Genomic DNA, 13,953 nt, shown 5'->3' on the forward strand with positions numbered 1-13,953 from the left:
TCACCCCGGACAGCACGGACAGGCCGGACAGGCAGGGGTCAGGAAGATTCATTGCGACCCCTCTTGCGAACCTTCAGGGCCTTGGCCCAGTCGTTGTTCCCGCCCGTGATCGTGATCCCCTTGGCGGCCAGCCATTGCCTGACCGCCGGGCGGCCCATGTCGGCGGGAACCCCGGCCGCGTCCAGCTCCCGGATGATCCGGCCGACGTTGTCCGTGACGCCTGCCCCGTCGGCCGTCTCGGGGTCGAACGGGTCTGGTTCCACGAAGGCGGTGTGCACCCGGCCCGCGACATCCCCGACGTCTGCGCCCGAGATCATCCGGGCGACTGCGACCGTGCGCCCCTCGGCGTCCCCGAGTGATCCCCGGTTGTCCTTGCGGAGCACCAGCCGCGTCCGGCCGGTGGTCCCCGGCTTCAGCGGGTCGACCCGGACGGCCTCGTACAGAGCGCCCTGCACGGCCTGGGACTTGCGGATGGACCCGGCCTGCCGCTCCTTGTTCTCGTGGCCGACGTGATCCACGAACACCCCGCACGCCCCGTGCAGGGTGAACGGCTTGAAGCACTCCTGGAGCACCGTGTCGATGCCCCCGGGGTGGTACGGATCCAGACCGAGGGCGATCACGGCCGGGTTCAGGGCGTCCAGGGTCACGAGACCGGCGCCCTGCATCACCTCGCCGGGCAGGGCGTCACGGCCTGCCGGGGCGTACAGCACGTGGAACCGGGCCCGGATGTCTTCCGGGTCGGAACCCGCGTTGAGCAGGCGCTTGATGATCGACATCACCGAGTTGTTGTCGAACTCCCAGTGAATGACGATCTTTCCGGCGGCCAGCTCCCGCGTCTGGATCTCCGCGAGGATCACGGACTTGCCGACCGAGCCGTCCCCGTAGATCCCGTTCACGTGGCCGGGATAGAACAGGCCCCACCCGCGCTCGTGGCCGTCGATCCGGGCCACCGACGGCACGTCCATCTCGGCCCCGCTGAGGACGGCATCCAGGGCGTCAGAGACGGACATCGCGGGCCCGGCTCGCACGGCGGTCTCGTAGGAGTCGGCCTCCCGGACGGCCTCCCGGTGCTGCAAGATCTTGAACGCCTCGGGGCTCAGGTTGGGGGCCGTCTCCGCCGTTGCGATCATCGCGGCGAACGCGTCGGCCCGCTCCCCGGCCGGGAGGCCCGCCAAGTAGTCGTCCAGACCCGTCGTGGCCCCGGTGTCGGCGGCCGGGACGTCCACGTACGCCACGGACCGGGCACCGGCCTCCCACAGCCACCGGGCCACCCGCACGGCGGCTCCCTTGACCCGGCTGTTGGTCCGGCGGTCGGCGTCGAGACACACGAACACGTCGCGGCCGTCGGCCCAGGAGAGATCCACCCCGCCATGGATGCCGTCACAGCCCCACATGCCGAACACGTCGTATTCGGGGGGCGCGTGCGAGGCAGCGGCGAGGTGCTGCCGGACGCCCTCCACGACGATCACCTTGTCTGCGCCGGTGTCGCGGATCCTGTCCAGGAACGTCGTCTGGCCGGACGGCCATTCGTACTTCGGGCTGCCCTCAGTGCGCCGGTCGTCGGCGATGCGCAGCACCTCGCACGACGTGTGACCGTCGGACCACCGGAACCGGATGCCCCGGCCGCCCGGGTCAGTAAAGGCGCCGCATGTCCCGATGATCTCGGGCGCGATGGCGGAGGCCACAAGGAGTTCCCGGTCGGCCGGATTGAGGCTCCGGGGGCCACTCATGATGGCGTCGGCGCCGTCGGTAACGACCTGTTGATCCCCGGCGTTCGTCGCATCAGCCGCAGTACCATGGGAACCGACGTGGTCAGCGTCTGTGTTGGTGGAGGGGACCCCGGGCCTGGGGTCCCTTTCGTCTGCGGTCACTCGATCTCGCCCCCGTCGGCCGGAGGCAGCAGGGCCCGCAGACGGGCCATGGTCGCGGCATCGAGCGACGGGGCCGTCTCGACCCATTCGGCGATCATCGCGGCCTCGGCCGCGCGCTCGTCGGTGAGCGTCTCGGGGCCGGTCATGACCGGCCCCCGGCCGTCTCGGCCGTCTCGTTCTCGGCGGGGAACTCCGCGAGCAGCGCGCGGATCCTCGCGGCCTGCTCGGGGGTCAGGGTGGCAGCCCGCTCGACTAGGCGCTTGATCAGCCCGTCAGTGGTGTGCAGGAGAGCGGTGCTCGCCCTTCCGCCCTTGGCCCGTGCTTCCCGCGCGGCCGGGGTCATCGTGTACTTCCGAGGCACAGCCAGCTCCAGTGAATGGATCTTCGGCTGCGTCCATCGGCCGCCGGGCCGGTCCGCTGGTCTGTGACAGTGCGTCAGTCGTCGTTGGTTCGGCGCCCGCCGGGGGCGGCCTCGCGGTACCTTCCGCGATCGCGGCCCGTCCGGGGCCGCATGGACAACTCTGCCAGGCAGAAGGGCCGTGGCACCGGCCGATCATCAACAGAGATCCACACCAGCCGGGGAAGATCTCATGTGGGGTCCTGCTAGATGTGGACCTTCCGGCGCATGAAAGAGCCCCGCCGGACCATGTCCAGCGGGGCTGTGTGACGGGACGTCAGGCGGCCGTCCGCCGGGTCAGGCGCTCGCGCGCCGGGACGGCCTCGCCGGGCCGGGGCGACCGCGTGACGCGAACCTCCCCGAGACGCTCGGGGACCAGCAGCAGCGCGGCCACCTGACGCTTCACGGCCGTGTCGGCGGCCGTCCACCGGGCCTCGACGTCCGGCCCCGGCGGGAAGATCGCGGCCAGCGGGTTCGGCCGGGTCAGTTTCGCCTCGTCGGCCTCCAGCTCGGTGATCTCCGCTTCCAGCTCGTCCATGGCCGTGATCATGGCCATCTTGGCGCGTGCCCCCGCCGGGCGGGGAGCAGTCTCCATCTCTGCCAACTCGGCCCGCTTCGACGCCAGATCGGCGCGTACGGCCGCCAACGCGTCGTTCTCGCCATCGGCCGGGGCCAGGCCCGCGTACGTGTCCGGCCGGGCCAGGGCGCCGGTGATGTAGCCGTTCAGGAACCGGTCCGTCTCGGCCTTGTCGACCGACACGCAGCCCTTCGCACGACAGGTGTACTTGGTGCCCTTGTCGACCTTGGTCGGTCCGCCGCACACGTCGCACCTGGTGATCGCGGAGTAGACGTGCCGACCCGCCCCCGGCTTCGCGGTCCGCCGCTCCGGGGCCGCGAGGATCACCTGAACCTCGCGGAACAGGGTCACGAACTCGTCCGGCGTCATCGGGCTGCCCTCGTAGTCCGCGATCACCGGCCACGACGCGGGACGCGTCTCGCCCTTGTGGATCCTGAGCCCGATGTACGCAACGCGGGCGGCCATGGCGCGCAGCGTCGGCGCCTTCATGATCTTGCCGTACCGGCCGGTGATCCCGCGCTTCTGCCAGTCCGCCTCGATCCGCAGGAACGGGACACCGGCCTTGATCTTCTGGAAGAGTTCGATCACCAGAGCGGCCTCGGCCGGTAGCGGTGTCTGCGGTCCGGACCGCGTCACCTTGCGCCCCCGCTTGTCCGTGGTCCACACCGGCGGGCGCTGAAAGCTAAAGGGCACCTGACCATTGGGTTTGCCCTGTCGGAGGTTGCTGTCCAAGGTCCGCTGCACCCGCTTTGCCGTGTCGGCTGACGCCTTCATGGCGTCGAGGCTCTCCCTGATCAAGTCTATGTAGTCGTCGGGGTCGCGCGGATCGAACAGGGGGTTACGCCGCTGGGTGGTGATGAAGATCAGGATGCCGCGCGCCCGGCACGCGTCGGCAACCTTGATCCATTCGCGGGGCTGGCGGGACGCGCGGGAGTTCTCCCACAGAACCAAGACGTCGGCGCCGAACTGGCCGGACTCCAGGTCGGCCAGCAGCCGCTCGAAGTCGTCGCGGATCTTGCGCGCGTAGTCGGATGCCGACCCGATGTCACGGTACGGCTCGCCCAGCTCGATGCCGTGGCGGGCGGTGGCCTCGGCGTTCTCCTCGTGCTGTTCTTCCGGCGAGCGCTCCTCGCCGCTGTGGTCCTGAGACACCCTCAGGTACTCGCGCCCTCGCAGTGTGGCGGTCCGTATCGCGGCGGTCAGTGTGGCGGTCATGATCCCCCCTGGTGGGCGCGGGTTCTGCTACCCATCCAGAGTGCGCCCCCCAGAAGAAATCTCGCGAAGCCGAGAGTGGGGGAGCGTGCCGGGCGTCGCGGGGCAGGCGGGAATGTGACGACAGGCCCTAGACACGTGGAGTTCACGGCGGCCGGGCACACTCGTGCGGTGGGCCCGGCCGGACGGTGATGTGCCCGGGCCCGCGCCTGTGCCGTAATCTCGAAGCCTGGAGCCCGCCCGTACCGGGACCCGATCCTGATCCACAACTTGGGGTTGCACAGCAGATGACTGCGATTTCTCTCGGCATGCCGTCCGTTCCGACCAAGCTCGCCGAGCGCCGCAAGAGCCGGCAGATCCAGGTCGGGTCCGTCGCGGTCGGCGGGGACGCCCCGGTCTCGGTCCAGTCGATGACCACGACCCGTACGTCGGACATCGGCGCCACGCTGCAGCAGATCGCCGAGCTGACGGCCTCCGGCTGCCAGATCGTCCGGGTCGCCTGCCCCACGCAGGACGACGCCGACGCCCTCTCGGTGATCGCCAAGAAGTCGCAGATCCCGGTCATCGCCGACATCCACTTCCAGCCGAAGTACGTCTTCGCCGCGATCGAGGCCGGCTGCGCCGCCGTCCGCGTCAACCCGGGCAACATCAAGCAGTTCGACGACAAGGTCCGCGAGATCGCCCAGGCGGCCAACGACCACGGCACCCCGATCCGCATCGGCGTCAACGCGGGCTCCCTCGACCGCCGCCTGCTCCAGAAGTACGGCAAGGCCACCCCCGAGGCGCTCGTCGAGTCCGCGCTCTGGGAGGCCTCCCTCTTCGAGGAGCACGGCTTCCGCGACATCAAGATCTCGGTCAAGCACAACGACCCGGTCGTCATGGTCAACGCCTACCGCCAGCTCGCCGCCCAGTGCGACTACCCCCTCCACCTCGGCGTCACCGAGGCCGGCCCCGCCTTCCAGGGCACCATCAAGTCGGCCGTCGCCTTCGGCGCGCTGCTCGCCGAGGGCATCGGCGACACCATCCGCGTCTCGCTCTCGGCCCCGCCGGTCGAGGAGATCAAGGTCGGCAACCAGATCCTGGAGTCGCTGAACCTCAAGCCCCGCCGCCTCGAAATCGTCTCCTGCCCCTCCTGCGGCCGCGCCCAGGTCGACGTCTACAAGCTCGCCGAAGAAGTCACCGCCGGCCTCACCGGCATGGAGGTCCCGCTCCGCGTCGCCGTCATGGGCTGCGTCGTCAACGGCCCCGGCGAGGCCCGCGAGGCCGACCTCGGCGTCGCCTCCGGCAACGGCAAGGGCCAGATCTTCGTCAAGGGCGAGGTCATCAAGACCGTCCCCGAGTCCAAGATCGTCGAGACCCTCATCGAGGAAGCGATGAAGATCGCCGAACAGATGGAAGCGGACGGAGTCGCCTCGGGCGAGCCGACGGTGGCGGTAGCAGGCTGAGGGGGACTTGGCGTCTTCTGAAGACAGGCCCGTCAGGGCCGTCTTCAGGGGCGCGGGGAACTGCGCGACAAGCCACGACGCACCCGCACCCGCCAACGCACAGCAGCCCCCGAGCTCTGAGGCGCCCCGGCCGCGGCGCAGCCATGGGGCGTCAGCTGCAGGGATGGAGGCGGAAGGCGTCGCTCAGGGCCGGCCGCAGGCCCCGTCAGGGGCGCGGGGAACTGCGCGACCAGCCCCAACGCACCCGCACCCGCCAGGGCGCGGCAGCCCCCGAGCTCTGAGGCGCCCCGGCCGCGGCGCAGCCATGGGGCGTCTGCTGCAGGGATGGAGGCGGAAGGCATCGCTCAGGGCCGGCCGCAGGCCCCATCAGGGGCGCGGGGAACTGCGCGACCAGCCACGACGCACCCGCACCCCCCAAACCGCAGCAGCCCCCCAGCTATCCGGACGCCCCAGCCGTGGCGCAGCCACAGAACGCCCGCCACAGCCCGGCAGGGTATCGTGCGGAGACCAGCGCAGACCCCAGGGTGAGGCCCCCGCACGTGTTGACCCAGACCACCACCAGGGTCCTCGAACCGAGTGACCTGGACGCCGCACTCGCCGTCCTGGACCGAGACCCCGTCGCGAACGCCTTCGTGACCTCCCGCGTCCAGGTCGCCGGGCTGGACCCGTGGCGGCTGGGCGGCGAGATGTGGGGCTGGTACGAGGACGGCGCCCTGACCTCCCTCTGCTACGCCGGCGCCAACCTCGTCCCCATCTGCGCCACCCCCCGCGCCGTGCGCGCCTTCGCCGACCGCGCCCGCCGGGCCGGCCGCCGCTGCTCCTCCGTCGTCGGCCCCGCCGAACCCACCGCCCAGCTCTGGCGCCTCCTCGAACCCAGCTGGGGCCCGGCCCGCGAGGTCCGCTCCCACCAGCCCCTCATGGTCACCGACCGGCTCCCCGACCCCGCCGAGGTCACCCCCGACCCGTACGTCCGCCGGATCCGCAAGGACGAAATGGACACGATCATGCCGGCGTGCGTCGCGATGTTCACCGAGGAGGTCGGCGTCTCCCCGCTGGCCGGCGACGGCGGCCTCCTCTACCAGGCCCGGGTCGCCGAACTCGTCGGCTCCGGCCGCTCGTTCGCCCGCCTCGACGCCGACGGCCGCGTCGTCTTCAAGGCCGAGATCGGCGCCGCGACCCCCCACGCCTGCCAGATCCAGGGCGTCTGGGTCGACCCCGCCTACCGCGGCCAGGGCTACGCCGCCCCCGGCATGGCAGCGGTCCTCCGCTACGCCCTCGCCGACGTGGCCCCCGTCGTCAGCCTCTACGTCAACGACTTCAACACGGCGGCAAGGCGCACGTACCAACGCGTGGGCTTCCAAGAGGTGGGCGCCTTCATGAGCGTGCTGTTCTGAGAAGCCGGGCCCCGTAAGGGGCGCGGGGCTGTACCGATATGCGGCTCCGCCGCGTGAGCGCGATCAGCCACATCCAGCCCGCACCCCGCCGACAACCCGAACCCCCCTGTAGCATCCGCAACATGAGCCTCGTCATCGGCCCCTTGGACCTCTCCGCCCACGTAGACGAGGCCCTAGCCGTACAAGCCGTAGCCTTCGGCCTGGCCCCGGACGAGGTGGCCGTCCGCCGCCAGATCGTCCTCCGCCACATGACGTACCCGGGGGCGAGGGCCCTCGGCGCCACCACCGCCGGACGGCTCGTCGGCTTCGTCTACGGCATGCCCAACGACCGCACCCACTGGTGGTCCACCGTCGTAGAGCCCTACCTCCGCGCCCTCGGCCACGACCACTGGCTGGACGACTCCTTCGTGATCACCGAACTGCACGTCCACCCCCACCACCAGAACCACGGCGTCGGCCGCGCCCTGATCACCACCATCACCGACAGCGCGACCGAACCCCGCTCGATCCTCTCCGCGATCGACGTCGACAGCCCCGCCCGCGGCCTCTACCACTCCCTCGGCTACACCGACCTGGCCCGCCGCGTCGTCTTCCCCAGCGCTCCCAAGCCGTACGCGGTGATGGGCGCCCCCCTGCCCCTGCGCCGCAGGTAGCGGCCCGGCCCGTCCGATCGATTTCCACGGGCCAGCACCCCCCGGCTAACCTCCTGCCATCACCCAACCCTGGCAGGAGTACGAGAACCATGGCGAACGCACCGGTCCAGCGCATGTCCCGGCTGATGGCGAAGACGCTGCGCGACGACCCCGCGGACGCCGAGGTGCTCAGCCACAAGCTCCTCGTCCGCGCCGGCTACGTCCGCCGCACCGCCGCCGGTGTGTGGACCTGGCTGCCGCTCGGCAAGAAGGTCCTCGCCAACGTGGAGCGCATCGTCCGTGAGGAGATGGACGCGATCGGCGCCCAGGAGGTGCTGCTCCCCGCGCTGCTGCCGAAGGAGCCGTACGAGGCGACGGGCCGCTGGGACGAGTACGGCCCGGAACTGTTCCGCCTGAAGGACCGCAAGGGCGGCGACTACCTCCTCGGACCCACCCACGAGGAGATCTTCACGCTGATCGTGAAGGACCAGGCGTCCTCCTACAAGGACCTGCCGGTGATCCTCTACCAGATTCAGACCAAGTTCCGTGACGAGGCCCGCCCCCGCGCCGGCATCCTGCGCGGCCGTGAGTTCCTGATGAAGGACTCGTACTCCTTCGACACCGAGGACGAGGGCCTCGCCCAGTCGTACGCCCTGCACCGGCAGGCCTACCAGAAGGTGTTCGAGCGCCTGGGCCTCGACTACCGCATCTGCGCCGCCACGGCGGGCGCGATGGGCGGCTCCAAGTCGGAGGAGTTCCTCGCCCCGGCCGGCGCCGGCGAGGACACCTTCGCGGACTGCCCGGCCTGCGACTTCGCGGCCAACACCGAGGCGATCACCTTCGAGTTGAAGCCGGTGGACGCGGACGGCGTGCCCGCCCTCGAAGAGATCCCGACCCCGGACACCCCCACCATCGAGACCCTCGCCGCCCACCTCGGCGTCCAGGCCTCCGACACCCTGAAGAACCTCCTCGTCAAGGTCGACGGCGAGATCGTCGCCGTCGGCGTCCCCGGTGACCGCGAGGTCGACATGGGCAAGGTCGAGGCGCACTTCGCCCCGGCCGTCGTCGAGATGGTCACCGAGGCGGACTTCGCCGGCCGCCCCGACCTGGTCCGCGGCTACGTCGGCCCGCAGGGCCTCGGCGAGAAGGTCACCTACATCGCCGACCCGCGTGTGGCGCCGGGCACCGCCTGGATCACCGGCGCCAACAAGCCGGGCACGCACGCCAAGAACGTCGTCGCGGGCCGTGACTTCGAGGTCGCCGAGTACGTCGACGTCGTCGTGGTCCAGGAGGGCGACCCCTGCCCGAACTGCGGCACCGGCCTCAAGCTGGACCGCGCCATCGAGATCGGCCACATCTTCCAGCTCGGCCGCAAGTACGCCGACGCCCTCAAGCTCGACGTCCTCGGCCAGAACGGCAAGCCCGTCCGCGTCACCATGGGCTCCTACGGCATCGGCGTCTCCCGCGCGGTCGCGGCGCTCGCCGAGCAGTCCGCCGACGACAAGGGCCTGTGCTGGCCCGCCGAGGTCGCCCCGGCCGACGTCCACGTGGTCGCCGCCGGCAAGGCCCTCCAGACCGAGCTGGCCCTCGACGTCTCCGAAAAGCTGCGAGCCGCCGGCCTCCGCGTCCTCGTCGACGACCGTGCCGGTGTCTCCCCGGGAGTGAAGTTCACCGACTCCGAACTGATCGGCGTCCCGAAGATCCTGGTCGCCGGCCGCCGCTCCGCCGAGGGCGTCCTGGAGCTGAAGGACCGCCGCACCGGCGAGCGCGAGGAACTGACGGTCGACGAGGCGATCGCCCGCCTCACCACCGCCTAGTCCCACCACCGCCTAAAGGAAACCCTCAGAGAGTTCTCCCGGGGCGTATAGCCGCCTCACAGGTTTCTCTCAGACCGTTCCCCGACCGTAGGGCGTGACAGAACGTCACTACGGGAGGGGAACGGTCATGACCACCAGGGAACGAGGTGCCGCCACCGCGGTCCGCAGAGGTGCCCGGCGCACGGCGGCCACCGCCGCGGCGGTGACACTCGCGGCGGCGGCCGGCATGTTCGCGCTGATCGGCACGATGCAGGCCGACGCGGACACCACCGCGAGCGGCAGCGGTACGAGTTCGACGTCGCAGAGCACGAACGACGACACGTCGTCGGACAACGACAGCGGCAGCGCCACGGACTCGTCCACCTCCTCGGACTCCTCCACGTCCACGGACAGCACAAGCGATTCCTCGACCGAGTCCACCACCGACTCCACCGATTCCACCGACTCCAGCGACTCGTCCTCGGACCTCCAGTCCTCCTCCGACGGCATGACGTCCGCCACGGGCGACGACTCGGCGGACTCGACGTCGGGGGCGTCGTGATGACCATGTCGACGACCACCCCGCGCTCCACGGCCGCCGCCGACTGGCGGGCACTCGGGACGAGTGTCCGTCTGGTCACCACGGACCCGGCCCTGCTCGACTCCTGCAACCTGCTCCTGGCCCGGCACCTGGCCGAGGTCGACGCCGCGTGCAGCCGCTTCCGCGAGGACTCGGAGCTGACGGCGCTGAACACGGCCGACGGCCGACCCGTCCAGGTCAGCCCCCTGCTGGCCGAGGCCCTGGCGGTGGCCCTGCGCGCCGCCCGCGCCACGGACGGCGCGGTGGACCCCACGGTCGGCTCGGCGATGGAGGCCCTCGGCTACGACCGGGACTTCACCCTGGTCCAGGAGGACGACCGCCCCGTGCGCCTGGCGGTGCGGCGCGTGCCGGGCTGGAGCCTGGTCGAGCTGGACCGCGCCACGAACACGGTCACCCTGCCGCCCGGCGTCAGCCTGGACCTGGGGGCCACGGCCAAGGCGTGGGCGGCCGACAAGGCGGCCCGTATGCTGGCCCGGACGGCCGACTGCGGCATCCTCGTCAGCCTCGGCGGCGACACGGCCGTCGCGGGCGAACCCCCGGCCGGCGGCTGGCGCATCCGAGTCCAGGACGAGACGGCCCCGGTCGAGCAACTCCCCGAGCACGGCTCGTACGCCACGGTCGGCATCCGCGGTGGCGGTCTCGCCACCTCCGGCACCACCGCCCGCCGCTGGCGCAGAGGCGACCACGACCTCCACCACATCGTCGACCCCCGCACCGGCCGGCCCGCCAGCACCCCCTGGCGCACCGTCTCGGTCGCCGCCGCCACCTGCGCCGACGCCAACGCCGCCACCACGGCCGCCCTGGTCAAGGGCCACACCGCCCCCCGCTGGCTCTCCCGGCTGGGCCTGCCGGCCCGCCTGGTCACCCACGAGGGCACGGTCGTCACGACCCCGGGCTGGCCCACACCGACACCGGAGTCCACGCCGAAAGCCGAGCCCACCCCATGAGCGACGAGATCCTCTGGTACGCCAACAGAGCCACCGGCGCCGTCTGCCTGGTCCTCTTCACCGTCGTCGTCCTCCTCGGCATCGCCGTACGCCTCCGCGCCCGCATCCCCGGCCTGCCCCGCTTCGGCACGGTCTCCCTCCACCGCGCCCTCTCCCTCTCCGCCACCGCGTTCCTGGTCCTGCACATCGCGACCGCCGTGGTCGACGACTACGTGAACATCACCGTCGTCGACACCGTCGTCCCGTTCGTCTCCGACTACCAGCCCCTCTGGCTCGGCCTCGGCACGGTCGCCCTCGACCTGATGCTGGCCGTCCTGATCACCAGCCTGCTCCGCGCCCGCATCGGCCACCGCACCTGGCGGACCGTGCACCTGCTGGCGTACGCGTCCTGGCCGTTCGCCCTGGTCCACGGCATCGGCATCGGCACGGACAACGGCACCGCCTGGATGCTCTGGCTCACCGCCGCCTGCGTCGCCGCCGTGCTCGCCGCCTTCGCCGCCCGCACCGCCCACGCCGTACGGGACGCCCGCCGCACCCCGCCACCCTGCTCCGCACGGCCGAAGGAGCCCACCCGTGACCACCACGACCGCCCCCGCCGCCCCGAGGCCCGTGCCCGACCTCCACATGCCGCCCCGGCTGCTTGCCCCCGGCGGCACCCCTGCCGACCACGCCACCCACGAACAGCGCTACGGCCCCCTGACCTCCCTCACCCCCGACGACCTGCTCCGCGCCACCGCCGAGTCCGGTCTCACAGGCCGGGGCGGCGCCGCCTTCCCCACGTACCGCAAACTCGCGTCGGTCGCCGAGGCGGGCCGCCGCACCGGCCGTACGCCCGTGGTCGTGGCCAACGGCTCCGAGGGCGAACCCGCGAGCGCCAAGGACAAGACGCTGCTGAGCCTGTCACCCCACCTGGTCCTGGACGGCCTCCGCCTGGCCGCCGAGGCGACCGGCGCGGGGGAGGCGTACCTCGCGGTCGAGGAGGACACGGCACACCTGGAGGCGGCGGTCGCCGAACGCCGCGACCCGGTCCCGGTACGAGTCGTCCGCGTCCCGAAGCGCTTCCTGTCCGGCGAGTCCTCGGCCCTCACCCAGCACCTGAACGGCCGGGCTGCCCTGCCCCGCCACCAGAACCCCCCGGTCCGCGAACAGGGCGTGCACCGCGCCCCCACCCTCGTCCAGAACGTCGAGACCCTCGCCCACCTGGCCCTGATCGCCCGCTACAGCCCCGACTGGTACCGCTCGGCCGGCACCCCCGCCGAACCCGGCAGCGTCCTGTGCACCCTCCACGTCCCGGGCCACACCCCCCGAGTCGTGGAGGCCCCCTACGGCCTCCCCCTGCACCGTCTGCTCCCCCTCCACGGCACGAGCGCGATCCTGATCGGCGGCTACCACGGCACCTGGATCCCCACCCACCAGGCCGCCCAACTCACGCTCACCGCCAGCGACTTGGGCGCCGGAGTCCTCGCCGCACTCCCCGCCGACCGCTGCGGCCTCGCCGAGACCGCCCGGGTCCTGCGCTACCTCGCCCTGCAGTCGGCCGGACAGTGCGGCCCCTGCCTCAACGGCCTGCCCCGCATCGCCGCCGCCTTCCGGACCCTGGCCACCCCCGGCCCCCAGGGCACCACCCGCGCCGACATCGCCCGCTGGGCCGGCCTGGTCGAAGGCCGAGGCGCCTGCCATCACCCCGACGGCACGGTCCGCCTGGTCCGCAGCGCCCTCACCACCTTCGCCCCTGAACTCGACGCCCACGCCCAGGGCCACTGCACGGCCACGAACCACACCCCCGTCCTGCCGGTCCCCGAGAACGCGAGCTGACCCCATGACCACCGCCACACCCCCGACCCTCGACATCGACTGGACGTCCTGCCAGGCCCACGGCCTCTGCGCGGAACTCCTCCCGGACCACATGGAGTTGGACGAGTGGGGCTACCCGGTCTTCGAAAAGGGCCCGCTACCGAGAGCAGCCCTGAAACGAGCGAGGCGAGCAGCGGCCGACTGCCCTGTGCTGGCCTTGAAACTGGGCGGCACCCTCTAGGGGCGCGGGGCTGTGTCGATGTGCGGCTCCGCCGCGTGGGCGCGACCAGCCACGAACCACCGTCACTGTCCGAACGCTCCGAACCGAAGAAGCCCACCATCCGCCCCGGTCAAAGCCACCCGGCGAACTCCAACAACAACTCCGCGTCCCGCTCCCGCCCCACCCGCCGAGCCCGAACCCCCGACTCCACGGCCCGGAACAACGTCCACCCCCGCAACCGCTCCTGCTCCACATCCAACGACTCGGCCAGCTTCTTCACCCGCCGCCGAGTGATCGCCGCCCCCGACGGCGAGGCGATCAGATCCTCCACCCGATCCCGCACCAACCGGGCCAGATCGAACGCGCACTCACCCACCACCGGATCCGGCCCCACCGCCAGCCACGGCAACCGCTCCCCGGCCAGCACCTTGCTCTGCCGGAACGTCCCGTGCAGCAACCGCTCCTCGGGCGCGGAAGCCAGCAGCTCCGCCCGCACCCCGAGAGCCGCGTCGACCAGCCCCCGCACCTCGGAGTCCTCCCCGGCGCCCGCCCGGAGGGCCTCCGCCTGCCGCCCCGTCCGCTCGGCCACGGTCTCGAAGACATGCGCCGCGGGCGGTTCGACCCACAGCCGCCGCAGCGTCGCCGCGGCCTCCAGCAGTGCCTTCGCCTCCGGCAGCGACCGCACCGACAGATCGGGGCGCAGCCGCTCCAGCAGCAGCACACCCTGACTGTCCCCGGGGTTGAGCAACTGCACGGCGCCCCGCCCGTCCCAGTGCGCGAGGGCCGCCCGCTCGGCCTCCGGCCGGGCCCGCCCGGGCGCCAGCTTGAGCACAGCGGGGGTGTCGTCGATCATCCGCACCAGGACGACGAGACTGCTGCGGCCACCGGGTGCCTGCACCCGTTCCACGGTCAACTCGCGTAGATCCACGGCCTGTTGAAGAAGCTCGGCGAGGGTTTCCAGCCACTCGCCGATCCCGTCACCGCCCTCCGGCCGCCGGGTCTCGGCGAGCGCCCGCACCAGCCGCTGCGGCGGTTCGAAGTCCTCGAAAGCCATGCGAGCCATGTGC

At 71.8% G+C, this 13,953-nt stretch carries 14 protein-coding genes and 1 pseudogene; 9 read left to right on the top strand and 6 right to left on the bottom strand.

Going from position 1 to position 13,953, the window contains the following annotated elements:
- Nucleotides 1-38 precede the first annotated feature (38 nt).
- The 4 genes from ACZ7MG_RS42320 to ACZ7MG_RS42335 all read right to left on the bottom strand — a co-directional run bounded on the left by ACZ7MG_RS42320 (nt 39) and on the right by ACZ7MG_RS42335 (nt 4,060).
- The gene (locus ACZ7MG_RS42320) at nt 39-1,730 is read right to left on the bottom strand and encodes an AAA family ATPase (RefSeq protein WP_471395373.1); all 1,692 of its coding nucleotides are present in this window, start codon (nt 1,728-1,730) and stop codon (nt 39-41) included.
- Between the two features lie 137 nt (nt 1,731-1,867).
- Nucleotides 1,868-2,017 carry a hypothetical protein gene (locus ACZ7MG_RS42325; protein ID WP_471395372.1) on the bottom strand — a complete coding sequence of 50 codons (150 nt, stop codon included), beginning with the start codon at nt 2,015-2,017 and terminating at the stop codon, nt 1,868-1,870.
- Complete coding sequence (locus ACZ7MG_RS42330; protein ID WP_471395371.1) at nt 2,014-2,232, bottom strand: hypothetical protein; 219 nt, start codon at nt 2,230-2,232, stop codon at nt 2,014-2,016. The genes ACZ7MG_RS42325 and ACZ7MG_RS42330 overlap by 4 nt, the downstream gene beginning before the upstream one ends.
- Before the next feature lie 313 nt (nt 2,233-2,545).
- Complete coding sequence (locus ACZ7MG_RS42335) at nt 2,546-4,060, bottom strand: recombinase family protein (protein ID WP_471395370.1); 1,515 nt, start codon at nt 4,058-4,060, stop codon at nt 2,546-2,548.
- A gap of 284 nt (nt 4,061-4,344) precedes the next feature.
- Here ACZ7MG_RS42335 and ispG point away from each other — a divergent pair, with 284 nt between their 5' ends.
- The 7 genes and pseudogenes from ispG to ACZ7MG_RS42370 form a co-directional block, all read left to right on the top strand.
- Nucleotides 4,345-5,502 carry a flavodoxin-dependent (E)-4-hydroxy-3-methylbut-2-enyl-diphosphate synthase gene (gene ispG, locus ACZ7MG_RS42340; protein ID WP_471395369.1) on the top strand — a complete coding sequence of 386 codons (1,158 nt, stop codon included), beginning with the start codon at nt 4,345-4,347 and terminating at the stop codon, nt 5,500-5,502.
- A 539-nt stretch (nt 5,503-6,041) separates the two neighbouring features.
- Nucleotides 6,042-6,896, top strand: coding sequence for a GNAT family N-acetyltransferase (locus ACZ7MG_RS42345; protein WP_471395368.1), 855 nt, complete (start codon nt 6,042-6,044; stop codon nt 6,894-6,896).
- Nucleotides 6,897-7,018: 122 nt separating this feature from the next.
- Nucleotides 7,019-7,549, top strand: coding sequence for a GNAT family N-acetyltransferase (locus ACZ7MG_RS42350; RefSeq protein ID WP_471395367.1), 531 nt, complete (start codon nt 7,019-7,021; stop codon nt 7,547-7,549).
- An 89-nt stretch (nt 7,550-7,638) separates the two neighbouring features.
- Complete coding sequence (locus ACZ7MG_RS42355; protein ID WP_471395366.1) at nt 7,639-9,345, top strand: proline--tRNA ligase; 1,707 nt, start codon at nt 7,639-7,641, stop codon at nt 9,343-9,345.
- A 127-nt stretch (nt 9,346-9,472) separates the two neighbouring features.
- Nucleotides 9,473-9,886, top strand: coding sequence for a hypothetical protein (locus ACZ7MG_RS42360; RefSeq protein ID WP_471395365.1), 414 nt, complete (start codon nt 9,473-9,475; stop codon nt 9,884-9,886).
- 5 nt (nt 9,887-9,891) lie between these two features.
- Entirely contained in the window at nt 9,892-10,872 is a 981-nt protein-coding gene (locus ACZ7MG_RS42365) for an FAD:protein FMN transferase (RefSeq protein ID WP_471395364.1), read from the top strand.
- A pseudogene (locus tag ACZ7MG_RS42370) lies at nt 10,869-11,207 on the top strand (ferric reductase-like transmembrane domain-containing protein); the annotation flags it as partial. The gene ACZ7MG_RS42365 and the pseudogene ACZ7MG_RS42370, both read left to right, overlap by 4 nt.
- Here the strand turns inward: ACZ7MG_RS42370 and ACZ7MG_RS42375 are convergent.
- Nucleotides 11,129-11,443, bottom strand: a complete 315-nt coding sequence (locus ACZ7MG_RS42375) for a hypothetical protein (RefSeq protein ID WP_471395363.1) — start codon at nt 11,441-11,443, stop codon at nt 11,129-11,131. The pseudogene ACZ7MG_RS42370 and the gene ACZ7MG_RS42375 overlap by 79 nt on opposite strands.
- 2 nt (nt 11,444-11,445) lie before the next feature.
- Here ACZ7MG_RS42375 and ACZ7MG_RS42380 point away from each other — a divergent pair, with 2 nt between their 5' ends.
- A complete protein-coding gene (locus tag ACZ7MG_RS42380) occupies nt 11,446-12,687 on the top strand; it encodes an NADH-ubiquinone oxidoreductase-F iron-sulfur binding region domain-containing protein (RefSeq protein WP_471395362.1) in 1,242 nt (413 codons plus the stop codon).
- Nucleotides 12,688-12,691: 4 nt separating this feature from the next.
- A complete protein-coding gene (locus tag ACZ7MG_RS42385) occupies nt 12,692-12,907 on the top strand; it encodes a ferredoxin (RefSeq protein ID WP_471395361.1) in 216 nt (71 codons plus the stop codon).
- 109 nt (nt 12,908-13,016) lie between these two features.
- On the opposite strand, the gene ACZ7MG_RS42390 is transcribed toward ACZ7MG_RS42385, so the two are convergent.
- Nucleotides 13,017-13,949: an aminoglycoside phosphotransferase family protein gene (locus ACZ7MG_RS42390; RefSeq protein WP_471395360.1), complete on the bottom strand. Its 933-nt coding sequence runs from the start codon at nt 13,947-13,949 to the stop codon at nt 13,017-13,019.
- Nucleotides 13,950-13,953: the final 4 nt, after the last annotated feature.

The organism is Streptomyces sp. NPDC107538, from assembly GCF_055657445.1.

Excerpts from the sequence above, each read along its gene's own strand:
- ACZ7MG_RS42390 (WP_471395360.1), bottom strand. The coding sequence starts at position 13,949 with ATGGCTCGCATGGCTTTCGAGGACTTCGAACCGCCGCAGCGGCTGGTG.
- ACZ7MG_RS42325 (WP_471395372.1), bottom strand. The coding sequence starts at position 2,017 with ATGACCGGCCCCGAGACGCTCACCGACGAGCGCGCGGCCGAGGCCGCG.
- ACZ7MG_RS42385 (WP_471395361.1), top strand. The coding sequence starts at position 12,692 with ATGACCACCGCCACACCCCCGACCCTCGACATCGACTGGACGTCCTGC.
- ACZ7MG_RS42365 (WP_471395364.1), top strand. The coding sequence starts at position 9,892 with ATGTCGACGACCACCCCGCGCTCCACGGCCGCCGCCGACTGGCGGGCA.
- ACZ7MG_RS42360 (WP_471395365.1), top strand. The coding sequence starts at position 9,473 with ATGACCACCAGGGAACGAGGTGCCGCCACCGCGGTCCGCAGAGGTGCC.
- ACZ7MG_RS42350 (WP_471395367.1), top strand. The coding sequence starts at position 7,019 with ATGAGCCTCGTCATCGGCCCCTTGGACCTCTCCGCCCACGTAGACGAG.
- ACZ7MG_RS42355 (WP_471395366.1), top strand. The coding sequence starts at position 7,639 with ATGGCGAACGCACCGGTCCAGCGCATGTCCCGGCTGATGGCGAAGACG.
- ACZ7MG_RS42320 (WP_471395373.1), bottom strand. The coding sequence starts at position 1,730 with ATGAGTGGCCCCCGGAGCCTCAATCCGGCCGACCGGGAACTCCTTGTG.
- ispG (WP_471395369.1), top strand. The coding sequence starts at position 4,345 with ATGACTGCGATTTCTCTCGGCATGCCGTCCGTTCCGACCAAGCTCGCC.
- ACZ7MG_RS42335 (WP_471395370.1), bottom strand. The coding sequence starts at position 4,060 with ATGACCGCCACACTGACCGCCGCGATACGGACCGCCACACTGCGAGGG.